The organism is Amycolatopsis jiangsuensis (assembly GCF_014204865.1).
Taxonomy (GTDB): domain Bacteria; phylum Actinomycetota; class Actinomycetes; order Mycobacteriales; family Pseudonocardiaceae; genus Amycolatopsis; species Amycolatopsis jiangsuensis.
Genome location: NZ_JACHMG010000001.1, coordinates 4,522,536 through 4,543,693, shown reverse-complemented (window position 1 = coordinate 4,543,693; position 21,158 = coordinate 4,522,536). Strand labels below are relative to the sequence as shown.

Genomic DNA, 21,158 nt, shown 5'->3' with positions numbered 1-21,158 from the left:
TCGCCGCCCTCGCCGAGCCTGACCTGCTGGTCGAACTCGAGGCCACCGCGGTCCTGGACTGAGTCGGGAGTGGTGCGGCCGGTTCCCACCGGGTTCGGCACTCACGGGGGCGGGGTCAGCGGCGGCGGTAGGCCATGCCGGCCGCCACCGCGCCGGCCACCGCGCCCGCGCCGAGTACCGACGGGACGCCGATGCGGGCGGCCTTGCGGCCGGTGCGGAAGTCGCGGATCTCCCAGCCTCGGGCGCGGGCCACGTCACGCAGGCCGCTGTCCGGGTTCACCGCCACCGCGGTGCCGGCCACCGACAGCATCGGCACGTCGTTCTGCGAATCGGAATAAGCCGTGCAGCGCTTGAGGTTCAGGCCTTCGCGCGAGGCGAGCGCGCGGACCGCGTGTGCCTTCGCCCTGCCGTGCAGCAGGTCACCGACCAGCCGGCCGGTGTACACGCCGTCCCGGGATTCCGCGACCGTGCCCAGTGCGCCGGTCAGGCCAAGGCGGCGGGAGATGATCGCGGCCAGCTCGATGGGGGTCGCGGTGACCAGCCACACGCGCTGCCCGGCGTCGAGGTGCATCTGCGCGAGCGCGCGGGTGCCGGACCAGATCTTGTCCGCCATCAGCTCGTCGTAGATCTCCTCGCTGATGGCGGTGAGTTCCTCCACCGTACGACCGGCCACAAAGGACAGCGCCCGTTCCCGGTGCGTCTTGATGTCCTCTTTGTTCTCCCGTCCGCCGATGCGGAACTTCACCTGCTGCCACACGAAACCGGCGAGATCGGCGGAGGTGAAGAACTTGCGCGCGGCCAGGCCGCGGGCGAAGTAGAAGATGGACGCGCCCATCATCATGGTGTTGTCCACGTCGAAGAACGCGGCCGCGGTGAGGTCCGGCGGCGCGGGCGGGGCGGGCGGCTCGGCGACCGTGGTCGCGGCCTGCGCCGACGCCTCGCCCGCGAGCGTGGCGAGCCGTTCCAGCTCTTGACTCTTGTCCTTGCCACGCCAAGCTGACACGCACACCGCCTCCACGTTCGGCAGGTCCCGGCGTGCCGGGAACGGCCGGGCCCTGCTGCACAGGGTAGCGACCGCGAGACTCACCCGTTGGAGATGTGGCGCGGACCTCGATCAGGCCGGCCGGGAGTCAGCCGATCACGATCCGGGGCAGCCCCGGCAGCAGCGGCGGGACCGAGACGACCGGTGGCCGGGGCCTGGTCGACGTCGGCAGCCGAGGCGAGGTCGGTGCCGTGATGGGAGGCGGTACGACGGGTGCGGCCGGGCTGCTCGCAACGCTGCTGCCGGTCGGTGTCGGGCTGCTCGTCAACGCCAGCTCCGGCCTGCCGTCCGGGGTGGACGACGTGGCCGGCGGAGCGGTCTCGTCCGGCGACGGCGGGGCCGAAGGCGGGGGAGCGGGGGCGGAGCCGGGCGCTTCCGGTGCCCGGGTGCAGGCGCCGGAAGCGGGGAGCAGGCCCAGTTCGTCGGTGCTGCCGGTGGTGATCCGGTAACAGCCGAGCCGGAAGCCGAGTGCCGTGGTGCGCTGGCGAACCCGGTCGAGCAGACCGCGTGCGCTCGTGACGTCGTCGCGTGCCGCGGCCGGGGCCTGCGTCTGAGCGAACGCCAGCAGCCGGGACTCCTCCTTCGCCCACGACGCGAGCTCGGCCAGCCGCGTACGGTCGCCGTCCTGTGTGGCGAGATCGGCCATTCCGCGGGCGCCCGCCCGGACGTCGTCGCCGAAGTCGGTGAGCGCGGTCCGGTAGGCGGCCGGGGACGCGTCGGTCAGGTGCCCCAGCTCGTCGACCCGGCCGGCGGCGAACTCGAGATGCTTCTCTGCCCTGCCCGCCGAATCGAAGGTCAGCCCCAGCGCGGTCGCTTCGCCTGCTCGTTTCACCTGGTACAGCGCGTCGCCGGGCAGCGCGTCGCGGGACAGCAGCAAGGTGAGCCCGGCCAGGCCGAGGATCAGTGCGATCCCGGCCGCCACCAGGTCCGCCGGTCCCAGCCGGCGACGGCGACGGGGCAGCGGCTCCCCGAGCCTGCCCTCGATCTCCGCGCGGATCCGGGCGCGGGTGGCCGGATCGGGTGCCCCCGTGGCGCCCAGTTCCCGGAGCGCGCCGACCGTCGCGAGCTCCTCGGCGAACTCGTCGCCGGTTCGGTTCGGCGCGGCGCCGAGTGCGCGGTCGAACCGCTCGTTCTCGGCCCGCTCCCGTGAAAACCGCCCGGGCACGCCCACGGTGCTGCTCCGTCTCCAGCTGCGCCGGCCCTGACCGCCGGTCTGCGTGGAGAAACGATTAAGAAGCCCGGGAAGTTACGGCCTGCCCGGGAATCGCCGTTCGCGGCCGGCCGTGCCTGGCCACAGTCCGAAGCAGTGCGGACTCCGCGCAAGCCGCCGTCGACGCAGTGCGGGACTCAGCGCAACCCGGTGGGCAGCAGCTGGGCCAGCCGGCGCACCGCGCGGTGCTGGAGTGCCTTGATCGCGCCCTCGTTGCGGTCCATCACCCGGGCCGTCTCGGCGACCGAGAGACCCTGCAGGAACCGCAGCACAATGCATTCGCGCTGGTCCTCGCCGAGTTCGGCCACGCAGCGCAGCAGCTCGACACGGGTGGCGCCGGCGATGGCCTGCTGTTCCGGGCCCGCCTGCGCGGCCGGGCCGACCGCGGCGGCCGGGCGGCCCGGTTCGGTCACCTCGTCGGTCACCACTTCCAGCCGGAAGCGGCTCGACTTCACGTGGTCGAGGATCAGGTTGCGGGCGATCGTGACGAACCAGGCGCCGACGTCGCGGCCCTGATAGCTCACCGAGGTGATCCGGCGCAGCGCACGCAGGAACGTCTCACTCGTGACGTCTTCGGCCAGGTCGCGGTCGCCGAGCCGAAACAGCGTGTAGCGGTACACGACGTCCACGTACCGGTCGTAGAGCTGCCCGAACGCCGAGGAGTCACCTTCCTGCGCGGACCGCACCAGCGCCCAGGCCTCGGCCTTGGCCACTTCGGCGGGGTCCGGTTCCTCGGCCGGGCGGGCCAGTGGGAGGGCGGGGGCCGGCTGGCCGAACACGCGTTCGGAGAACGCGGTGACCGGGCCGCGGCGAACGGGGAGCGTGGTGGGATGGGTCATCGGGCGGCACCTCCGGCGGTCCCGGGCGCGGCGGCCGGACGGGGGTCCCCGCCGGGCCGCGGGCGCGCGGGAGCCGACCGCACCGCGTGTTCCACGACCGCGTGGACCGGCTGCTTCGGCACGACGACTCCCTTGTTCGGGTCACCCGGCAGTGATCAACGCCACCTGGCGACGCAGTGCAGCATACGTGTTGTTACCGCGAAGTAGGTAGTGTCCGGGGGTAGCGGAGGTGCGACGATCGCGCGGCGTCCCCATGACGGGTGACGAGAGGAAGACTTCGCAGGCGGTAGGAGAGGGGGCGGAGTGGACCGGACCAGCACCGCGCAGGGCGTCGCCGGACTGCTCGGCAGCGCGGCCGTCCGGTGGCCGGACCGCACGGCGATCACCGAGACCGGCACCGGCACGACGCTGACCTGGCAGGAGCTCGACGCGGCGGCATACGCGCAGGCCCGCCGGCTCGTCGAGGCCGGGCTGGAGCCGGGTGACCGGGTCGTGCTGCGGTTGCCGACGTCGGCCGACTTCGCGGTGGCCCTGTTCGGAGTGCTGCGGGCCGGCGGCGTCGTCGTCCCGTTGTCGCCGCAGGCGCCGGACCCGGAGCTGCATCCGTTGCTCGCACACAGCGGCGCGACGTTCGTGGTGCAGCGGGAGACCGACGCGGAGCTGCCGGAAGGCGTCACCGGCCTGCCGCCCCGCGGCGAGGCGGACGGCGATCCGGTGGATCTCGGCCGCTCCGGCGAGGACGTCGCGGTCATCTCCTACACCTCCGGCACGACCGGGCCGCCGCGTGGCGTGCAGCTTTCCCACCGCGCGTTACTGGCCAACCTCGATCAGCTGGCCCAGGTCGACGGGCTGCTCGACGCCGAGGACCGGTTGCTGATCTCGATCCCGCTGTTCCACGTCTACGGTCTCGGCCCCGGCCTGCTGCTGGCGACCGCGCAGGGTGCGTCGCTGGTGCTGTCCGAACGGTTCGAGCCGCGGCGCACGCTGGACGACTGCGCCGAGCACGGCGTCACCGCGATCGCCGGCGTGCCCACCATGTACAACGAATTCGCCGCGCTCGGGCCGGACGAGCTGCGCCGTGGTCTCGCCACCGTGCGGCGGATGACGTCGGGTGCCGCGCCGCTGCACCCGAAGGTGCTCGCCGCGATCCGCGAGGCCACCGGTTTCGACGTGTACGAGGGGTACGGGCTCACCGAATGCGCGCCGGTGGTCACCTCGACCCTGGTCACCGGGTACCCGAAGCCGGGTTCGGTCGGCCGTGCGCTGCCGGGGGTGGAACTGCGGCTGGTGGACAGCGACGGCACCAGCGACGAGGTCGGCCTGGACCCGGACGAGGTGGACGACGTGTTCGAGAGCGGCGGAGGCACCGGGCTGGTGTCGATCCGCGGCGCGAACCTGTTCTCCGGCTACTGGCCGGACGGCGCGCACGGCCCGGACGGCGAGGGCTGGTTCCGCACCGGGGACGTCGGCTACCTCGATTCGGACGGCGATCTGCACCTGGTCGACCGCGCGAACGACCTGATCATCGTGAACGGCTTCAACGTCTTCCCGCACGAGGTCGAGGAGGTGATCTCGCAGCTGCCGGAGGTGGCCGAGGTCGCCGTGGTCGGGGTCGTCGACGAACGCAGCGGCGAGGCGGTTAAGGCGGTCGTCGTGCCCGCGGCCGGGGCGGCGCTGTCGCACCAGCAGGTGGTGGACCAGTGCGCGGGCCGGCTGGCCGGGTACAAGGTGCCGCACACCGTGGAATTCGCCGAGACGCTGCCGCATTCGGCCACCGGCAAGCTCCGTCGGCTCAAGCTGCGCTAGGACTCGCGAGTTTAGGGTGGTGGCATGCACAAGGTGACGGTGATGAGCCGCGCCGGATGCCACCTGTGCGAGGTGGCGGAGGCGGACGTCGCGCGGATCTGCGGTGAGCTCGGCGTGCCGTGGGAGACCGCGGACGTGGACAGCGATCCGGAGTGGCGGGCCGAGTACGGCGACCAGGTGCCGGTGATCCTCGTCGACGGCGCGGAACACGGCTACTGGCGGGTGGAGGAGGACCGGCTGCGCGGCGCGCTGGCGGCACCGGTGGGCAAGGCGTAGGTACTCGCGGCACTTTCCGGGCAAGGCGCGTGTTGGCGGCACTGGTAAGCAAGCCGTAATCGTCCACAGTGCACCTGGGGGGTCCGGTCCGCCGAAGATGGTGGGGTGAGCGCGTTGAAGCAAGCCCCGCCCGCCGTACCGACCCGGTTGTCCTTGGCCATGGCCACGTTCCTCGGGCTGGTCGCGTTGATCACCGCGCTCGGGGTCGGGCACCTGCTGGCCGCGTTCGTCGGGTACCAGGCTTCGCCGTTCGTGGCGGTCGCCGACTTCGTGATCGCGCACAGCCCGCATCCGGTCGTGGTGTGGGCGGAGCGGACGCTCGGGACGGCGGACAAGACCGTGCTGAGGATCGGGCTGGCCGTGGTGCTGGTCGGGTTCGCGGTGCTGGCCGGGCAGCTGTCGCGCCGCCGGCCGTTGCCGGGGCAGGTGCTCGTCGCGGTACTCGGGATCGCCGGGATTGTGGCGGTGTACCAGCGCACCGACGTCGGGCAGCTGGCGTTGCTGGCCCCGGTGCTCGCGATGGCCGCCGCGCTGCTGGTGTTCGGCTGGCTGCACGGGCGCGCGCTGCCGGTGACCGGTGCGGAGGCGACCGGGCTGACGCGCCGGCAGGTGTTGCAGCGTGGGGCGGGAGTCGCGGTGGGTACGGGAGTCGCCGCCGTGGTCGGCGAGGTCGTCGCCGGATCCGGCAACGCCGCCGGCTCGCGAGCCGCGATCGGGCCGCTGGTGCCCGCGCGCAAGGCTCCGCCGCTGCCGCCGGACGCGGATTTCGTGAAGCTGGGGTCCCCGCCGTTCATCACCCCGAACAAGGACTTCTACCGGATCGACACCGCTTTCGTGGTCCCGCAGGTGCGAGCCGAGGAGTGGCAGCTGAAGATCCACGGGATGGTGGACAAGGAGGTCACGCTGTCCTACGCGGACATCCGGAACCGGCCGCTGGTCGAGCGGACGGTCACGCTCACCTGCGTGTCCAACGAGATCGGCGGCGACCTGATCTCCACCGCGAACTTCATCGGCGTCGACCTGTCGGAGCTGCTCGACGAGGCCGGTGTGCGCCACGGTGCCCAGCAGATGTACGCGACCAGCGTCGACGGTTTCACCTGCGGCACCCCGGCGAACGTCGCCCTCGACCCCGAGCGCGGCGCGATGCTGGCGATCGGCATGAACGGTGAGCCGCTGCCGGTCGAGCACGGGTTCCCGGCGCGGATCGTGATCCCCGGCCTGTACGGCTTCGTCTCGGCGACGAAGTGGGTCACCGACCTGGAATTCACCACCTGGGACGAGCGCCAGTCGTACTGGCTGCAGCGTGGCTGGGCGGAACAGGCGCCGATCAAGACCGAGTCCCGGATCGACACGCCGGCCGCCGGTGCCTCGGTAGCCGCGGGCACGGTCCGGATCGCGGGCACGGCGTGGGCACAGCACGTCGGGATCCAGCGGGTGGAGGTCCGGCTGGACCAGGGACCGTGGCAGCAGGCCACCCTGTCGGCCGAGGTCAACAAGGACACCTGGCGGATGTGGTGGGCGGAAGTACCGGCCCCGTCCGGCGGGCACACGGTCACCGTCCGTGCCACCGACCAGTCCGGCTACACCCAGACCGACCATCCGGCGGACCCGGTCCCGGACGGAGCGAGCGGATGGCATTCGGTGTCGTTCACCGCGCGGTGAGAGTCCGGTCTCGTCAGGGCCGGAGGGGCGTGGGCAGCCGCCTGCCCAGCGCGTCGGCCAGCTCGTGCTTCATCAACCGGGCAGCGACTGGATTATCTTGTCGGCCACCTTCTCGGTCATGGCACAGGCAGTGTTGCCAAAGCTGGTGACGGAATCCGGTCCGAAGTTCAGCGCGATCGAGAAGAGCTGCTGTGTGTCGTCGCCGGCCAGCCGCACGTTGAGCACGCAAGCTTGACCCTCCGCGGCACTCGTCTCGGTGGCCTCTTGCCCGGCAACAGTCACATCCGAACCGCCCTTCGATGACTCGATCCCGCGAGCGAGCGTGGCGGTCACCTGGTTCGAGGACTGGTAGACACACTGAGGACCGGAAACTTCGGGTCTTGGCACCGCTCCGCCGACGATCGATCCCAAATCCGCTTGGCTGATGAGGTCGCACGCGGTCTTCGACCCCAGCTGCTTCGCCGGTGCGTCAGGGGATGAACTGCAGGCCGCTGTGCTCGCCAGTGACAAAGTCAGTAGCGCCAATACCGCTGCCGCATGCTTTCGGGGCTTCAAGTCCAACTTCCTCTTCAGTGTGAAGATGCCTTAGTCGTCTGTACGGGGGGACGCTCGCCAGTACGACGAAGGAGGCCGCCGAGGGTGCGTTACTTGCGGCGGTCCCGCACAGCTGCGCGTTGCACGGACAGTGCGGCCCTAGCCTGTTCAGCGGGACAGTCGCTGGGCGAGGTCCTCCAGGTCCGCGACCGCGGGGTCGATGCGGTTCGGGTCGAAGCGGCCTTCGTGCCAGGTTTCCAGGCGGCCGGCGACCACGCGGAACGGGCGGCGGCGGTGCGTGGCGAGCCAGTCCTGGACCGCAGGGGGGATCAGGCCCTCGGTCGCCCATTCGCTGTCGATGTCGGGGTTGCCGGTGCCGGAGCCGGTGAGGCCGGCCTGGTTGGCGAGCCTGCCGATCCGGCCGCGCGGGGTCGCGTACACCTCGTGTGCCGGGAAGGGCAGCTTCAGCGAGGCGAGCTGGCGGAAAACCCGGCGGGCGTAGCGGTTGCCGTGGTTTCGGCCGCGGACCTCGCTGTACTCGAACGACAGCACCTCGTACGGCCCGTGCTGCCCGCGCACTGCGTGCCAGGCGCGGCGACGGCGGCCGAAGCCGTCGAACGGGGCGCCGTGGCAGCGGCCGAGCAGGTCCTGGTCGCGTTCGGTGTAGGTCCAGCCGCGCTGGGTCGCGTACGCCGTGGCCGCCGCCTTGTTCCGCTGGTATCGGCGCCAGTAGAAGAGCGCGCAGCCGATGATGACCAGCGGCGCGATCACGTACCAGATCCAGTGCGTCGCCATCGTTCTCCTGACCGTCGCGTCCGGGAATGGGGCAGGCAGGAGATTGTGCCGGGTACCCGGACCGGACGCGCACCGGGTCGCTCCGCGACGGGCCGTTGCCGTGCCCGTGACATGTCGGTGACCAGTGACTTTGTGCCTGCGTTCACAAGTGGACTACCGTGGGTCGGGTCGTCCCCGTGAAGCCCGGCATCGAACCGGACGGAAGCCGCGGGGTCAAGAGTCGGTTTCCCGCCACCTGGATGTGGACTGGGAAACGGACGTGCACAGGTCGGACGAGGAGTGACCAGCGTGGTGACACAGCGGGGTGGGCACAGCGGTGCCGAACCGCCGGTTACGCCACCCCACGGTGAGACCGCCGGCACTGACGGTGACGAAACCGGGTCCAGGCCTGCCCGTCGCCGATCCGGCGGCCGGCACGCGGCCGGGAAACGCCGGCCCACCGTCGATGGCGAAAGCTCCCCTGGCGGCAACGGTTCCCCTGGCAGTAATGGTCGCGTCCCCGGCCCGGACCAAACCGGTGCCGAAGACAACGGCCACGCCCCCCGAACCGCAGGATCCGGGAACGGGGCCTCCCGGAGTTCCGCCACGCGGGAAGCCACTCCCGAGGGCAACGGCCGCGCCCCGAGGAGTGCCGCAGCGAGCACCCGCGAGGCCGCGCCTCGGGCGACCACGGCAAGCCGCCCCCGCCGGGGGGCTCGGTCCGCGCCGGACGCCGACAACGCGCCGACCGCCGAGATGCCCGCCGTGGCGGGGGTGGAGGACACCGCGGTCCGGGCGAAGCAGATTCCCGAGGCCGCCGTCGCGCGGCTGGCCGTGTATCTGCGGGTGCTGTCCGGGATGGCCGAACAGGGCGCGACCACCGTCTCCAGCGAGGAGCTTTCCGGTTCCGCCGGGGTCAACTCGGCGAAGCTGCGCAAGGACCTGTCCTACCTCGGCTCCTACGGCACCCGCGGCGTCGGCTACGAGGTGCAGGTGCTGGTCAGCCAGATCGAACGGATCCTCGGGCTCACCCGTCAGCACCGCGTCGCCGTGATCGGGATCGGCAACCTCGGGCACGCGCTGGCGAACTACGGCGGCTTTCCCGGACGCGGGTTCCCGGTCGAGGCGCTCTTCGACACCGACCCGGACCTGGTCGGCATCCCGGTCGGCGGGATCCCGGTCTCACATCTCGAGGACATTCCGCGGATCTGCTCCGAACGGGAGATTTCCGTGGGGATCATCGCCACACCTCCTACCGCCGCGCAGTCGGTCTGCGACAGGCTGGTGGCAGGCGGCGTCCAGTGCATCCTGAACTTCGCGCCGGTGGTGCTCCAGGTACCGGCGCATGTCGAGGTCCGCAAGGTCGACCTGGCCGTCGAGCTGCAGATCCTGTCCTTCCACGTGGCTCGCCGTGCCGATCGCGCCGGGGAAGCACCGGAAAACCGGGGAACTCCCGGGTTACCGGACGCCGGCCTGCCGATCGACAATGGCGGTACAGGTGACGGACGAAACAGCGCCGGAACGGACGGCGGTCTCGGAATGGTGGTGCGCTGAATGAGCGTGTTGGCGGTCGGGCTCTCCCATCGCAGTGCGGACCTCGGCACGCTGGAGCGCGCCGCGGTGCCCGCCGGCGAGCTGGCCAAGGTGCTCCACGAGCTGCAGCAGGCCGAGCACGTCAGCGAGGCCATGCTCGTCTCGACGTGCAACCGGATCGAGGTCTACGCCGTCGTGGAGACCTTCCACGGCGGGGTCAACGACGTCTCCGAGGTGCTCTCCCGCCAGGCCGGGATGGAGCCCACCGAGCTGTACGACAACCTGTACGTGCACTACGCCGGCGCGGCCGTGGAGCACCTGTTCTGCGTGGCCTCCGGGCTCGATTCGATGGTGGTCGGCGAGACCCAGATCCTCGGCCAGGTCCGGGCCGCCTACGCCACCGCGCGGGAGGCCGGCACCGTCGGCCGCACACTGCACGAGCTGATCCAGACCACCCTGCGCGTCGGCAAGCGCGTGCACTCCGAGACCGGGCTCGACCAGCTCGGCGCGTCCGTGGTGTCCGAGGCGCTGAACGCCGCGGGCGAGCTCGCGGGCAAGCACGCGCTGATCGTCGGTGCCGGTTCGATGGGTGCGCTGAGCGCGACGCAGCTGGCCAAGGCCGGGATCGGCCGGATCACCGTGGCCAACCGCACCGACGCCAACGCCTCGCGGCTCGCGGTCAAGATCACCGAACAGGGCGTGCTCGCGCAGTCCGTGCCGCTGTCCGAGCTGGCCGGCGCCGTGGCCGAGGCGGACGTGGTGGTGTCGTGCACCGGTGCGAAGGACGCGGTGTTCCTGGCCGAGCACGTGCCGCCGCGCGCCGGGCGCCCGCTGGTCGTATGCGACCTCGGGCTGCCCAAGGACGTCGACCCGGACGTCGCCGAGCTGGCTGACGTCACCGTGGTCGACCTGGAGACGATCCAGCGCCGGATGCGCGAGGCCGGTGCGCCGACCACCGAACGGCAGACGGCCAAGGCCAACGGCATCGTGCTCGACGAGGTGCGCGACTACCTCGCCGGGCAGCGCAGCGCCGAGGTCACGCCCACCGTCACCGCGCTGCGCCGCCGCGCGGCCGAGGTGGTGGACGGGGAGCTGCTGCGCCTGGACCACCGGCTGCCGGAACTGGACAGCCAGGTGCGTGAAGAGGTCGGCCGCACGGTTCGCCGGGTGGTCGACAAGCTGCTGCACGCGCCCACCGTGCGCGTCAAGCAGCTGGCCGCCGAGACGGCCGACACCGACTACGCCAACGCGTTGCGGGAGCTGTTCTGTCTCGATCCGCAGGCCCCCGCGGCCGTGGCGAGCCCGACCGTGTCCGCAGCGTCCCCATCCCCGGAAACCGAGAAGAAATCCCAGTGACCAGAGTCATCCGTATCGGCACGCGAGGCAGCAAGCTGGCCCTCGCGCAGACCGGCACCGTCGCCGACGCACTGCGCGGCACCGGCGTCGAGGTCGAGATCGTCACCGTGAAGACCCCCGGCGACCTCTCCAGCGCCCCGATCTCGCAGATCGGCGTCGGCGTGTTCACCTCCGCACTGCGCGAGGCCTTGCTGCGCAAGGAAATCGACGTCGCGGTGCATTCGTACAAGGACCTGCCCACCGCGCCCGAACCTGGCATCGTGCTCGCCGCGGTGCCGCTGCGGGAGGATCCGCGGGACGCGTTGATCGCCCGTGACGGGCTCACCCTCGGTGAGCTGCCACCCGGTTCGAAGGTCGGCACCGGCGCGGCCCGGCGGATGGCGCAGCTGCGCGCGCTGGGGCTCGGTTTGGAAATCGTGCCGATCCGAGGCAATATCGATACCCGCATGCGCAAGGTGACCGATGGCGAGCTGGATGCCGTCGTCCTCGCGCGTGCCGGACTGGCCAGGACCGGCCAGGTCGAGGCGATCACCGAGACCCTCGACCCGATCCAGATGCTGCCCTCGGCCGCGCAGGGGGCGCTGGCGCTGGAGTGCCGGGCCGCCGACGTGGACGTCGAGCACCTGCTCGCGTCCACTGTGGACGACGAGGGCACGCGGGTCGCGGTGACGGCCGAGCGGGCCCTGCTTGCCGCGCTCGAGGCGGGGTGCAGTGCCCCGGTGGGGGCGCTCGCCGAGATCGTCGAAGATCTCGACGCCGAGGGCGCGGTGCTCGAACGCATCTCGCTGCGCGGCACCGCTGCCGTCGAAGGCGAGAACGGCGGAGTCGACATGGTGCGCGCGTCCGGTGTCGCCGAACTCGGCGAAGCGGAGCAGCTCGGCCGGACGCTGGCCGCCGAACTGCTCGACCTGGGGGCCGGTGCGCTGTCCGGCCCCGCCCAGTGACGCACGGCGGCACTGACCCGAACAACCTGCCCCACCCACCCGCGGCCGGGGACACCGGCCGCCCAAGAGGAGAAGAACACCAACGATGACCCCCGCTCGCAAGACCGCAGGGCGCGTCGCTTTCGTGGGCTCGGGCCCCGGTGACGCCGGTCTGCTCACCGTCCGCGCCCAGGAGCTGCTGGCCAAGGCCGAGGTCGTGGTGACCGACCCGGACGTGCCCGCCGCCGTGCTCGCGTACGCCCCGGCCGGGGCCGAGGTACGGCCCGCCGTCGGCGAACCGGCCGACGTGGCGAAGGACCTGACCGCCGAGGCCAAGGCAGGCCGGCTCGCGCTGCGCCTGGTCTCCGGCGACCCGCTGACCAGCCCCGCCGTCGTGGCCGAGGTGCAGGCGGTGGCCCGCACCTCCGCCGTGTTCGACGTGATCCCGGGCGTTTCGCCGGGTACCGCGGTGCCGGCGTACGCGGGCGTCGCGCTGGGCGGCACGTACACCGAAGTCGACGTGCGTGGCGAGGTCGAGTGGGGTTCGCTGGCCGCGGCCGCCGGCCCGATCGTGCTGCACGCCACCTCGGCGCACCTGGCCGAGGCGGCCAGCCAGCTCACCGAGAAGGGCCTGCCGCCCACGACCCCGGTCGCGGTGACCGCCAACGGCACCATCAACACCCAGCGCACGCTGGACACCACGCTGGCCTCGGTGGCCAACGACGCGGGCGAGCTGGTCGGCCCGCTCGTGGTGACCGTCGGCCAGGCGGCCGGGCAGCGTTCGAAGCTGTCCTGGTGGGAGTCGCGTGCGCTTTACGGCTGGAAGGTGCTCGTGCCGCGCACCAAGGAGCAGGCAGGCGAGATGGCCGAGCGGCTGCGTGGCCACGGCGCGACCTCGCACGAGGTGCCGACGATCTCGGTCGAGCCGCCGCGCAGCCCCGCGCAGATGGAGCGCTCGGTGAAGGGCCTCGTCGACGGCCGCTACCAGTGGATCGTGTTCACCTCCACCAACGCGGTACGCGCGGTGTGGGAGAAGTTCGAGGAGTTCGGTCTCGACGCGCGGGCGTTCTCCGGCGTGAAGATCGCCTGCGTCGGCGAAGCGACCGCCGCGAAGGTGCGTTCGTTCGGCATCATCCCCGAGCTGGTTCCGCAGGGTGAGCAGTCCAGCGAGGGCCTGCTGGCCGAGTTCCCGCCGTACGACGACGTGCTGGACCCGGTGAACCGGGTGCTGCTGCCGCGGGCCGACATCGCCACCGAGACCCTGTCGGCCGGTCTGGTCGAGCGTGGCTGGGAGGTCGACGACGTGACGGCCTACCGCACCGTCCGCGCCGCCCCGCCGCCCGCGGAGACCCGCGAGATGATCAAGACCGGCGGTTTCGACGCGGTCTGCTTCACCTCGTCCTCGACGGTCCGCAACCTGGTCGGCATCGCCGGCAAGCCGCATGCCCGCACGCTGGTCGCGTGCATCGGCCCGAAGACCGCGGAGACCGCCGTGGAGTTCGGCCTGCGGGTGGACGTCCAGCCGGAGAAGGCCGACGTGCCGAACCTGGTGGACGCGCTGGCCGAGCACGCCGCCCGGCTGCGTGCCGAAGGCGCGCTGCCGCCGCCGCGCAAGGCCAAGCGGACCCGGCGCAGCTGAGCCCTGAAGTCGATGAAGGCCTCGTTCAGGGAACCCAGTTCTCCGAACGAGGCCTTCACGGCTTTGTGTGTATAGTGTGTGTATGGCGCGAATGAACGTGTACGTGCCGGACGAGCTGGCTGCGCGGGCGAAAAGTGCTGACCTCAATGTCAGCGCACTGGTCCAGGCCGCGTTGTCCGATGCCCTGCAGCGGCAGGCCACTGATGCGTGGCTCGATGCGCTTCCCGCGCCGCGGCGCACGATCTCGCATGAGGCGGTCATGGACGCTGTGGCTGCCGCGCGTGCGGAGCTGGGCGACGTGTCCGATGCCTGATTCCGCGGCCGAAATCGCGGTTCTCGACGCCTCGTTGCTCGTGGAAGTGCTGGCGGGGACGAGTCATGCCGATGCGGCGAGAGAGCGGTTGCGTGGCGCTGTCCTGCATGCTCCCGCGCATTTCGATGCCGAGGTCCTGTCGGCGCTGGGCAGACTGCAGCGTGCGGGTGAGCTGACTCCGGACGAGGTCGCCGCCGCACTGGACAGGCTGACCAGTCTGCCCCTCACCCGGCACCCGGTTGCCGAACTGGCGGCCGGGGCTTGGTCCCGGCGAGCCGACCTCCGGCTGACTGACGCGCTGTACGTGGAGCTGGCCGCGCGGCTGCGCACAGTGGTGCTGACCACCGATCGCAGGCTTGCCCGGGCCACCACGCTCGCCGAGGAGATCGGCTGACCCTGGGTGTCTCGTGAGTGGCTACGCCGGTTCTGACCGGCATTAACACTCACGACGCGCGCGAGTACCGTGGATGGGGTGTTCCCTGAACAGCGACCTCGCAGGCTTCGTACCACTCCGGCTATGCGCAGGCTGGTCGGTGAGACCACGCTGCGGCCCCGGCAGCTGATCCTGCCGATGTTCGTGGCCGAGGGAGCCGATGCGCCGCGGCCGATCTCGAGTATGCCGGGCGTCGTCCAGCACACCCGGGACACGCTGCGGAAAGCGGCCGTCGAAGCGGTCAACGCCGGGGTCGGCGGGCTGATGCTGTTCGGTATCCCGGCCACCCGTGACGCCGAGGGGTCCGGCGCCGTCGACGAGAACGGCATCCTCAACGTCGCACTGCGCGATCTGCGCAGTGAGCTCGGCGACTCGACCGTGCTGATGGCCGACACCTGCCTCGACGAGTTCACCGACCACGGGCACTGCGGTGTCCTGGACGCCGACGGCGCGGTGGACAACGACGCCACGCTGCGTCTGTACGCGGAAATGGCGGTGGCGCAGGCGGAAGCCGGTGCGCACGTGCTCGGGCCGAGCGGCATGATGGACGGCCAGGTCGGCGTGATCCGCCGGGCGCTGGACGAGGTCGGGCACAGCGACAAGGCCATCCTCGCGTACGCGATCAAGTACGCCAGTGCCTTCTACGGCCCGTTCCGCGAGGCGGTCGATTCGCAGCTCAAGGGGGACCGCAAGACCTACCAGCAGGATCCGGGCAACGCGCGGGAGGCGATGCGCGAGCTCGAGCTGGACCTGGCCGAGGGTGCGGACATGGTGATGGTCAAGCCTGCGCTGTCCTATTTGGACATCGTGAAGGCGGCCGCGGACATCTCCCCGGTGCCGGTGGCGGCGTACAACATCTCCGGCGAGTACGCGATGGTCGAGGCGGCCGCCGCGAACGGCTGGCTCGAGCGCGAGCGCACCGTGCTCGAGGTCCTCACCTCGATCCGCCGGGCCGGCGCCGATGCGGTCCTCACCTACTGGGCCGCCGAGGCCGCGGCCTGGCTGGACTGACCTGAGCTAGGGTTCTGCGGTGGCCGACAACGACGAGCCGGACGCCGGGCTGACCGGCGGCCAGCCCCGCGACCAGGACAAGCTCACCGACGACCAGCTCCGCAAGCTGGGCCGGGCGCCGGATCCGGTGCTGCCAGGGCAGACGGCGGCGAAGGCGAGTCCGCCGAGGCCGGTGCACCTGGCCTTCGTGCTCGTCGTCGTGGCCGCGGTGGTCCTCGTGGCCGGGCAGGTCGTCACCGTCCTGTACAAGCAGCAGCTGGTGGACGAGGCGATCCGCCAAAGTGCCCAGTCCGGGCAGAAGTTCGACGCCGGGCAGGTGCAGGCCAACGCGACCACGCTGGTCTGGGCGTTGTTCGTGGGCGCGCTGTGCTTCGGGGCGCTGATGGTGCTGTTCGCGTGGAAGTCGCGGGAGGGCACGCGTTCCGCGCGCACCGTGGTGACGCTGCTGGCGGTCCTCGGCCTGGTCTTCCAGCTCGGCCTGGTGCGCAGTGTGTTCTCGGTGGTTTCGTCGCTGCTGCTGGTGATCGCGTTGGTCCTGCTGTACCTGCCGAGTGTGGCGGAGTACTTCCCGAAGGTCGGCAAGAAGCTGTAATGGACCGCACGCTGTACTCGGAACCCGGCGTCCGATGGACGGCGCTGGTCTGGGGCCCGCTGTTCGCGGTGCTGGGCGCGCTCGCCGAACTCGCGACAGGTGGGCCGGTACACGTGGTGGGCTGGGTGCTGGTCGGGGTCGGGCTGGCCGCGCTGACCCTGCCGTGGGTGTACGCGCGCCGCCGGTTCCTCTCCCTGGCGGTCACCACCCACGGTCTGCGTCAGGGCCGGGAGAACGTGCCGGCCGCGCGGATCGCGGAAGTGGCCGACGTCGGCGCGCCGGCGGGTGCCAAGGTGCTCGGCGGCGGCTGGGCGGTACCCCGCAAGTACGACGAACTGCCGGTGCAGCTCGACGACGGCACGGTGGTGCTCGCCTGGGCCAGGGACGTCGAGTCCCTGCGTACGGCCCTGGGTGAGCTCGTCGCGGCGAACCCCGACCGGGAGGACCAGCCCGATGAGCGCTGAACCCGAGCGCGCTGCCGGCGAACCTGAAAGGCTGGACCCCGTGATCGACCTCCCTCAGCCGACCGGTGCGCAGCTGTGGCCACCGGAAGAAGCCAAGCCGTCCTCACGGCTCAACCAACCGTGGCGGGCGTTCGTCGCGCTCGGCGAGGTACTGGTGGCCGCGGTCGCTTTGTGGCTGGCGTTCCTGCTGTGGCACGCCGGGGTGATCACCGTCGTCACCACGGCCGGCGACGGCGCGCAGCTGGCTTCGCAGCGGTACTTCGGCGGGCACCTCGCCGGGGCGCTCGGGCTCGGCGCCCTCGCCGCGGTGCTCGTGGTGGACGCGATCCGGCAGCTCCTGCTCGCCGTGCGTGCGCGGCGCCGCAAGCACAAGGACTGAATCCGGCCGGACAAGTCTGTCCACTTCGGACTCCCCGGCGCGGATCCTGGACGTCGTACCGCCGGCGTCAGCCCACGTCGTTGAGCGCGATGATCGCGACGTTCAGCGCGGTCGTGTAGCAGAGCCAGCCGAAGTAGAGCAGCAGCAGCAACGAGGCGGCGCGGGAACGGCGGTAGAACAGGCCGACCGTCATCAGCACGAAGAAGTCGAGCAGCACGATGTCCACGCAGGCCAGCCGGGTCGAGCCGCCGGCGAAGAACAGCGGCGACCAGAGCAGGTTGAGCAGCAGGCCGATGCCGTAGAGGGCGAAGCCCTGGGTCTCCCCGTCGGTGCGCCAGTAGGCCCAGCCGGCCAGCGCGAGCACCGCGTACATGACCGTCCACACCAGACCGAACCAGTCCGCGGGCGGGGCCCAGGACGGCACGGTGAACCGGGCGTAAATCTCCGGCGCGGCGGTGGCCGCGAGGGAGCCGACCAGCGCGACCACGGCGACCAGGCAGAAGAACGCCACGAGCATGACCCACGGGTTCCGCCGGTGAGTGGGCGCCGTCACGTCTCCTCCTCCGCTGCGCGATCCCGTCAAAGTACCGGCTGAGGTGCTGATTTCGCCGGACCTGCGCCGCGGCGGGTGGGGCCGACACCGATCGGGTGGATTTGCGAGACTGGGAAGGTGAGCACTGGCACCGAGCAGTCCAAGCGTTGGTTCGAACGTGCGAAAACGGCCGTCCCCGGCGGGGTGAACTCGCCGGTGCGGGCGTTCAACTCGGTCGGCGGCACGCCGCGGTTCATGGTCCGCGGCGAAGGCCCCCACCTGTGGGACGCCGACGGCAACCGCTACGTCGACCTGGTCTCCTCCTGGGGGCCGATGATTCTCGGGCACGCGCATCCGCGGGTCGTCGCGGCCGCACGGGAGGCCGCCGCGAGCGGGCTCTCCTTCGGCACCCCGACGATCGGCGAGGTCGAGCTGGCGGAGGAGATCATCGGCCGGGTCGCGCCGGTCGAGCAGGTCCGGCTGGTCAACTCCGGTACCGAGGCCACGATGAGCGCCATCCGGCTCGCGCGCGGCTTCACCGGCAGGCCGAAGATCCTGAAGTTCGCCGGGTGCTACCACGGGCACGTGGACGCGCTGCTCGCCCAGGCGGGGTCCGGCGTCGCCACGCTCGGCCTGCCCACCTCGCCCGGGGTCACCGGCGCGCAGGCGGCGGACACGCTCGTGCTGCCCTACAACGACCTCGCCGCGGTCCGGCAGTCCTTTGCAGAGAACGAGGGGCAGATCGCCGCGGTGATCACCGAGGCCGCCGCGGGCAACATGGGTGCGATCGCGCCGGACGCCGGGTTCAACGCCGGACTGCGCGACCTCGCGCACGAGCACGGCGCGTTGTTCATCGTCGACGAGGTGATGACCGGCTTCCGCGTCTCGCGTGCGGGCTGGTTCGGCCTCGACGGAGTGGCCGGCGACCTGTACACCTTCGGCAAGGTCATGTCCGGCGGTCTTCCCGCCGCCGCTTTCGGTGGCCGTGCCGATGTGATGGCCAAGCTGGCGCCTGGCGGCCCGGTCTACCAGGCGGGCACGCTCTCCGGTAACCCCGTCGCAGTCGCCGCGGGCCTCACCACGCTGCGCGAAGCCGACGACGCTGTGTACGCGAAGCTCGATGCCAACGCGAAGCGTCTCGGCGACCTCTTCGACGCGGCGTTGACCGAAGCGGGTGTCGCGCACACCGTGCAGTACGCGGGCAACCTGCTCAGCGTCTTCTTCGGCGAAAGCCCCGTACGCAACTACGCCGACGCGCAAGCCACGGAGACCTGGCGCTTCGCACCGTTCTTCCACGCGCTGCTCGATGCCGGCGTGTACGGGCCACCCAGCGCGTACGAGGCGTGGTTCGTGAACGCTGCGATGGACGACGAAGCGTTCGGCGTCATCGAAGCGGCTCTCCCGGCAGCAGCGCGCGCTGCGGCAGAGGCGGTGCAGCAGTGACCACCGCTGACGTACTTTTTCCCGCGGAGGCGTCATGACAACGGTCGTGCACATGCTGCGCCACGGTGAGGTTCACAACCCGGACAAGATCCTTTACGGCCGGCTGCCGAACTACCGGCTGTCCGAACGTGGACAGCGGCAGGCCCTCACCGTCGCCGAGGCTGTCGCGGGCCATGACCTCGCGTACGTGGTCGCTTCGCCGCTTCAACGTGCGCAGGAGACCGCCGCGCCGATCGCGGCGGGGCATCGCCTCGACATCGCCACCGACGAGGGGTTGATCGAGGCGGCGAACATCTTCGAAGGCCAGCGCGTGGCAGTAGGCGACGGCGCGCTGCGGCAGCCGAAGGCGTGGCCGCACCTGGTGAACCCGTTCAAGCCGTCGTGGGGCGAGCCGTACGTGGAGATCGCACACCGCATGGTCGGCGCGGTGCACCGTGCGCGCGAGAAGGCCGAAGGCCGCGAAGCGCTGTGCGTGTCACACCAGCTGCCGATCTGGACGCTGCGGCGGTTCCTGGAGGGCAAGCGGATGTGGCACGACCCGCGGCAGCGGCAGTGCTCACTCGCGTCGCTGACCAGCCTGGTGTTCGACGGCGAAGAGCTGATCGAGATCGTCTACAGCGAGCCCGCGGGCAGCACCGATCCGAAGGTGACCGGCGCATGAAGCAGCGGGCGATCGGGGTGCTGCTGGCGGCCGCGCTCGTCGTGGCCGGCTGCTCGACCGGCAAGGACGCGGTGGAGCAGGGCGGCACGTTCACGTTCGTCTCGCCGGGTGGCCAGGTCGACATCACCTACCCGATCGACCAGCGGCAGAAGGCACCCACGCTGGCCGGTGACGATCTGATGCACGAGGGCAAGCAGCTCTCGATCGAGGATTTCCCCGGCAAGCCGGTGGTGATCAACCTGTGGGGCCAGTGGTGCGGCCCGTGCCGTTCGGAATCGCCGGAGCTGGAGAAGGCGAGCAAGGAGATCCAGCCGCTCGGCGGCGCGCTGATCGGGCTGGACGTGCGGGATCCGGCCCGCGAGGTGGCACAGGACTTCGTGCGGGACCGTGCGCTGACCTACCCGTCCATCTGGGATCCCTCCGGCCGCGTGCTGCTGCGGCTCTCCGGATATCCGCGCAACATCATCCCGTCCACGATCGTGCTGGACAAACAGCACCGGGTGGCGGCGGTGTTCCTGCGCACGGTGCTGTCGTCGGACCTCACGCCGCTGGTGCGGAAGCTCGTCGACGAGAAGTAGCTCACCCGGTCGCCGGCCGCCACTCCGGTTCCGCCGCCTCCAGCCGCGGTACCGCGATGCCCAGCCGCCGTGCCTCGGCCAGGGTGTCCCGGCAGATCTCCCGCGGCTCCCGGGCCGCGGGGTCGGAGTGCGCCGCGAAATTCGCCCGCACCGGCTCGAAGTGGACGGTCAACCACGCGAGCAGGCGGGCCGTCAGCCAGCTGGGCGCGCGAAGCTGCCGCACCTGGCCACGATGGCGTTCGAGGTCGACGCCCCGCGCCTCGATGAGGGGCAGAAGCTCGCGGCCGGTCCGCACCGCCTCGCGCAGGTCGGCGGTCGACCCGGCCAGCCTGGCCAGCGAGCCCAGCCGTACGCCCTGCGAGTGCAGGCCGGCGTTCGACACGAAATGGAGCCACAGCCAGCCGCGGAAATCGGTCTTCTCCGTGATCCGGAAGCCGGCCTCGCCGAACGCCCGGCGCGCGGTCCGCTCGCATTCGGTCGGCGGCCTGCCGAAGGTGCCGAACACGACCGACCGCAGCAGCACCGTGCGGAGCACGCCGTCCTCGCCGAAACCGCCGCCCGCTTGGGGAAATCCCCAGGCGACCTGGGCAAGGGGGAGGTCGCCGATCGCGGCCGTCGGCTCGTCCCAGACGTTGCCGAAGACCAGCACGGTGGCGTTGCCGATGCGCGGCGCCAGGAAGTCCGCCGCCTCGGTGAGGTGGTAGTGCGGCACGCTCAGCACGATCAGGTCGAAGTCGTGGTCCGGTGCCAGTGCCTCGCGGTAACGCACCGGCCACTTCGCGACGACGCGCTCGCCCAGCGTCCGGCGCCGCAGATCGAGCAGTTCGAGGTCCATCGCGTCCCCGTACGCCGCTGCGCGGCCCGGCCGGACGTAGAACTCGACCTCGTGTCCTGCCTGGTGCAGGGCCCAGCCGTAGCTGGCGGCGATCACGCCCCGGCCGAACATGAGGACTTTCACGCCGCACCTCCGAGGACGAAGTGGAGACTGTCTCCACCTCAAAAAGTATGCTCCACTTGTCAACGAGGAGCGGCGCCGGCCCAGGTGTCGTGATCGTGACGAGATTCCCGGAGATCCCGGCCGGGACGAAGGTCCCGCACGGGCGTGGCGTAGGTCCCGTGAACCGGACCCGCCGGTCTCACACCCAGCTCACTGCCTAC

At 71.3% G+C, this 21,158-nt stretch carries 23 protein-coding genes; 16 read left to right on the top strand and 7 right to left on the bottom strand.

What is annotated here, in order from left to right:
- Positions 1-115: 115 nt before the first annotated feature.
- The 3 genes from BJY18_RS20220 to BJY18_RS20210 form a co-directional block, all read right to left on the bottom strand.
- Positions 116-1,018 (bottom strand): HAD family hydrolase, encoded by a 903-nt coding sequence (locus BJY18_RS20220; protein WP_184784734.1) that lies wholly within the window; start codon positions 1,016-1,018, stop codon positions 116-118.
- Positions 1,019-1,130: 112 nt separating this feature from the next.
- Complete coding sequence (locus BJY18_RS20215; protein WP_184781450.1) at positions 1,131-2,213, bottom strand: DUF5667 domain-containing protein; 1,083 nt, start codon at positions 2,211-2,213, stop codon at positions 1,131-1,133.
- A gap of 176 nt (positions 2,214-2,389) precedes the next feature.
- Positions 2,390-3,091 (bottom strand): sigma-70 family RNA polymerase sigma factor, encoded by a 702-nt coding sequence (locus BJY18_RS20210; protein ID WP_184781449.1) that lies wholly within the window; start codon positions 3,089-3,091, stop codon positions 2,390-2,392.
- A gap of 303 nt (positions 3,092-3,394) precedes the next feature.
- Between BJY18_RS20210 and BJY18_RS20205 the strand changes: the two genes are divergently transcribed.
- From BJY18_RS20205 to BJY18_RS20195, 3 genes are all read left to right on the top strand, one after another.
- Complete coding sequence (locus tag BJY18_RS20205) at positions 3,395-4,897, top strand: AMP-binding protein (protein WP_312873901.1); 1,503 nt, start codon at positions 3,395-3,397, stop codon at positions 4,895-4,897.
- Positions 4,898-4,921: 24 nt separating this feature from the next.
- Entirely contained in the window at positions 4,922-5,173 is a 252-nt protein-coding gene (locus BJY18_RS20200) for a glutaredoxin family protein (protein WP_184781448.1), read from the top strand.
- A gap of 159 nt (positions 5,174-5,332) precedes the next feature.
- On the top strand, positions 5,333-6,835 hold the full coding sequence (locus BJY18_RS20195) for a molybdopterin-dependent oxidoreductase (protein WP_221459630.1): 1,503 nt from the start codon (positions 5,333-5,335) through the stop codon (positions 6,833-6,835).
- A 72-nt stretch (positions 6,836-6,907) separates the two neighbouring features.
- Here BJY18_RS20195 and BJY18_RS20190 read toward each other — a convergent pair whose 3' ends face one another.
- A complete protein-coding gene (locus BJY18_RS20190) occupies positions 6,908-7,396 on the bottom strand; it encodes a hypothetical protein (protein ID WP_184781446.1) in 489 nt (162 codons plus the stop codon).
- Between the two features lie 141 nt (positions 7,397-7,537).
- Positions 7,538-8,164 carry a hypothetical protein gene (locus tag BJY18_RS20185; RefSeq protein ID WP_184781445.1) on the bottom strand — a complete coding sequence of 209 codons (627 nt, stop codon included), beginning with the start codon at positions 8,162-8,164 and terminating at the stop codon, positions 7,538-7,540.
- Positions 8,165-8,899: 735 nt separating this feature from the next.
- Here BJY18_RS20185 and BJY18_RS20180 point away from each other — a divergent pair.
- The 10 genes from BJY18_RS20180 (at position 8,900) to BJY18_RS20135 (ending at position 16,786) form a co-directional block, all read left to right on the top strand.
- On the top strand, positions 8,900-9,697 hold the full coding sequence (locus BJY18_RS20180) for a redox-sensing transcriptional repressor Rex (RefSeq protein ID WP_184781444.1): 798 nt from the start codon (positions 8,900-8,902) through the stop codon (positions 9,695-9,697).
- A complete protein-coding gene (locus BJY18_RS20175; protein WP_184781443.1) occupies positions 9,698-11,032 on the top strand; it encodes a glutamyl-tRNA reductase in 1,335 nt (444 codons plus the stop codon).
- Positions 11,029-11,976 (top strand): hydroxymethylbilane synthase, encoded by a 948-nt coding sequence (gene hemC, locus BJY18_RS20170; RefSeq protein ID WP_184781442.1) that lies wholly within the window; start codon positions 11,029-11,031, stop codon positions 11,974-11,976. The genes BJY18_RS20175 and hemC overlap by 4 nt, the downstream gene beginning before the upstream one ends.
- Before the next feature lie 85 nt (positions 11,977-12,061).
- Complete coding sequence (locus BJY18_RS20165) at positions 12,062-13,594, top strand: bifunctional uroporphyrinogen-III C-methyltransferase/uroporphyrinogen-III synthase (RefSeq protein ID WP_184781441.1); 1,533 nt, start codon at positions 12,062-12,064, stop codon at positions 13,592-13,594.
- Between the two features lie 82 nt (positions 13,595-13,676).
- Positions 13,677-13,907: a type II toxin-antitoxin system CcdA family antitoxin gene (locus BJY18_RS20160; RefSeq protein ID WP_184781440.1), complete on the top strand. Its 231-nt coding sequence runs from the start codon at positions 13,677-13,679 to the stop codon at positions 13,905-13,907.
- Positions 13,900-14,301, top strand: a complete 402-nt coding sequence (locus BJY18_RS20155; RefSeq protein WP_184781439.1) for a type II toxin-antitoxin system VapC family toxin — start codon at positions 13,900-13,902, stop codon at positions 14,299-14,301. Before BJY18_RS20160 ends, BJY18_RS20155 begins: the two co-directional genes overlap by 8 nt.
- A 78-nt stretch (positions 14,302-14,379) precedes the next feature.
- Positions 14,380-15,351 (top strand): porphobilinogen synthase, encoded by a 972-nt coding sequence (gene hemB, locus BJY18_RS20150; protein WP_184781438.1) that lies wholly within the window; start codon positions 14,380-14,382, stop codon positions 15,349-15,351.
- A 19-nt stretch (positions 15,352-15,370) separates the two neighbouring features.
- The gene (locus BJY18_RS20145) at positions 15,371-15,943 is read left to right on the top strand and encodes a hypothetical protein (RefSeq protein WP_312873900.1); all 573 of its coding nucleotides are present in this window, start codon (positions 15,371-15,373) and stop codon (positions 15,941-15,943) included.
- Positions 15,943-16,407 carry a transport-regulating membrane protein Mce1N gene (mce1N, locus tag BJY18_RS20140; RefSeq protein ID WP_184781437.1) on the top strand — a complete coding sequence of 155 codons (465 nt, stop codon included), beginning with the start codon at positions 15,943-15,945 and terminating at the stop codon, positions 16,405-16,407. The genes BJY18_RS20145 and mce1N overlap by 1 nt, the downstream gene beginning before the upstream one ends.
- 40 nt (positions 16,408-16,447) lie before the next feature.
- The gene (locus BJY18_RS20135; RefSeq protein ID WP_312873899.1) at positions 16,448-16,786 is read left to right on the top strand and encodes a hypothetical protein; all 339 of its coding nucleotides are present in this window, start codon (positions 16,448-16,450) and stop codon (positions 16,784-16,786) included.
- Between the two features lie 67 nt (positions 16,787-16,853).
- On the opposite strand, the gene BJY18_RS20130 is transcribed toward BJY18_RS20135, so the two are convergent.
- On the bottom strand, positions 16,854-17,339 hold the full coding sequence (locus BJY18_RS20130) for a TspO/MBR family protein (RefSeq protein WP_312873898.1): 486 nt from the start codon (positions 17,337-17,339) through the stop codon (positions 16,854-16,856).
- A gap of 117 nt (positions 17,340-17,456) precedes the next feature.
- Here BJY18_RS20130 and hemL point away from each other — a divergent pair, with 117 nt between their 5' ends.
- The 3 genes from hemL to BJY18_RS20115 are packed head-to-tail and all read left to right on the top strand — an operon-like array spanning position 17,457 to position 20,000.
- On the top strand, positions 17,457-18,761 hold the full coding sequence (gene hemL, locus BJY18_RS20125; protein WP_184781435.1) for a glutamate-1-semialdehyde 2,1-aminomutase: 1,305 nt from the start codon (positions 17,457-17,459) through the stop codon (positions 18,759-18,761).
- A gap of 34 nt (positions 18,762-18,795) precedes the next feature.
- Positions 18,796-19,422, top strand: coding sequence for a histidine phosphatase family protein (locus BJY18_RS20120; protein WP_184781434.1), 627 nt, complete (start codon positions 18,796-18,798; stop codon positions 19,420-19,422).
- A complete protein-coding gene (locus tag BJY18_RS20115; RefSeq protein WP_184781433.1) occupies positions 19,419-20,000 on the top strand; it encodes a TlpA family protein disulfide reductase in 582 nt (193 codons plus the stop codon). The genes BJY18_RS20120 and BJY18_RS20115 overlap by 4 nt, the downstream gene beginning before the upstream one ends.
- A 1-nt stretch (position 20,001) precedes the next feature.
- Here the strand turns inward: BJY18_RS20115 and BJY18_RS20110 are convergent, their stop codons facing one another.
- The gene (locus tag BJY18_RS20110) at positions 20,002-20,958 is read right to left on the bottom strand and encodes a ketopantoate reductase family protein (protein ID WP_184781432.1); all 957 of its coding nucleotides are present in this window, start codon (positions 20,956-20,958) and stop codon (positions 20,002-20,004) included.
- Positions 20,959-21,158 lie beyond the last annotated feature (200 nt).

Coding starts and splice junctions, on each gene's coding strand:
- BJY18_RS20210 (WP_184781449.1), bottom strand. CDS start 3,091: ATGACCCATCCCACCACGCTCCCCGTTCGCCGCGGCCCGGTCACCGCG.
- BJY18_RS20200 (WP_184781448.1), top strand. CDS start 4,922: ATGCACAAGGTGACGGTGATGAGCCGCGCCGGATGCCACCTGTGCGAG.
- BJY18_RS20195 (WP_221459630.1), top strand. CDS start 5,333: ATGGCCACGTTCCTCGGGCTGGTCGCGTTGATCACCGCGCTCGGGGTC.
- BJY18_RS20185 (WP_184781445.1), bottom strand. CDS start 8,164: ATGGCGACGCACTGGATCTGGTACGTGATCGCGCCGCTGGTCATCATC.
- BJY18_RS20180 (WP_184781444.1), top strand. CDS start 8,900: ATGCCCGCCGTGGCGGGGGTGGAGGACACCGCGGTCCGGGCGAAGCAG.
- BJY18_RS20175 (WP_184781443.1), top strand. CDS start 9,698: ATGAGCGTGTTGGCGGTCGGGCTCTCCCATCGCAGTGCGGACCTCGGC.
- BJY18_RS20165 (WP_184781441.1), top strand. CDS start 12,062: ATGACCCCCGCTCGCAAGACCGCAGGGCGCGTCGCTTTCGTGGGCTCG.
- BJY18_RS20160 (WP_184781440.1), top strand. CDS start 13,677: ATGGCGCGAATGAACGTGTACGTGCCGGACGAGCTGGCTGCGCGGGCG.
- BJY18_RS20155 (WP_184781439.1), top strand. CDS start 13,900: ATGCCTGATTCCGCGGCCGAAATCGCGGTTCTCGACGCCTCGTTGCTC.
- mce1N (WP_184781437.1), top strand. CDS start 15,943: ATGGACCGCACGCTGTACTCGGAACCCGGCGTCCGATGGACGGCGCTG.
- BJY18_RS20120 (WP_184781434.1), top strand. CDS start 18,796: ATGACAACGGTCGTGCACATGCTGCGCCACGGTGAGGTTCACAACCCG.
- BJY18_RS20115 (WP_184781433.1), top strand. CDS start 19,419: ATGAAGCAGCGGGCGATCGGGGTGCTGCTGGCGGCCGCGCTCGTCGTG.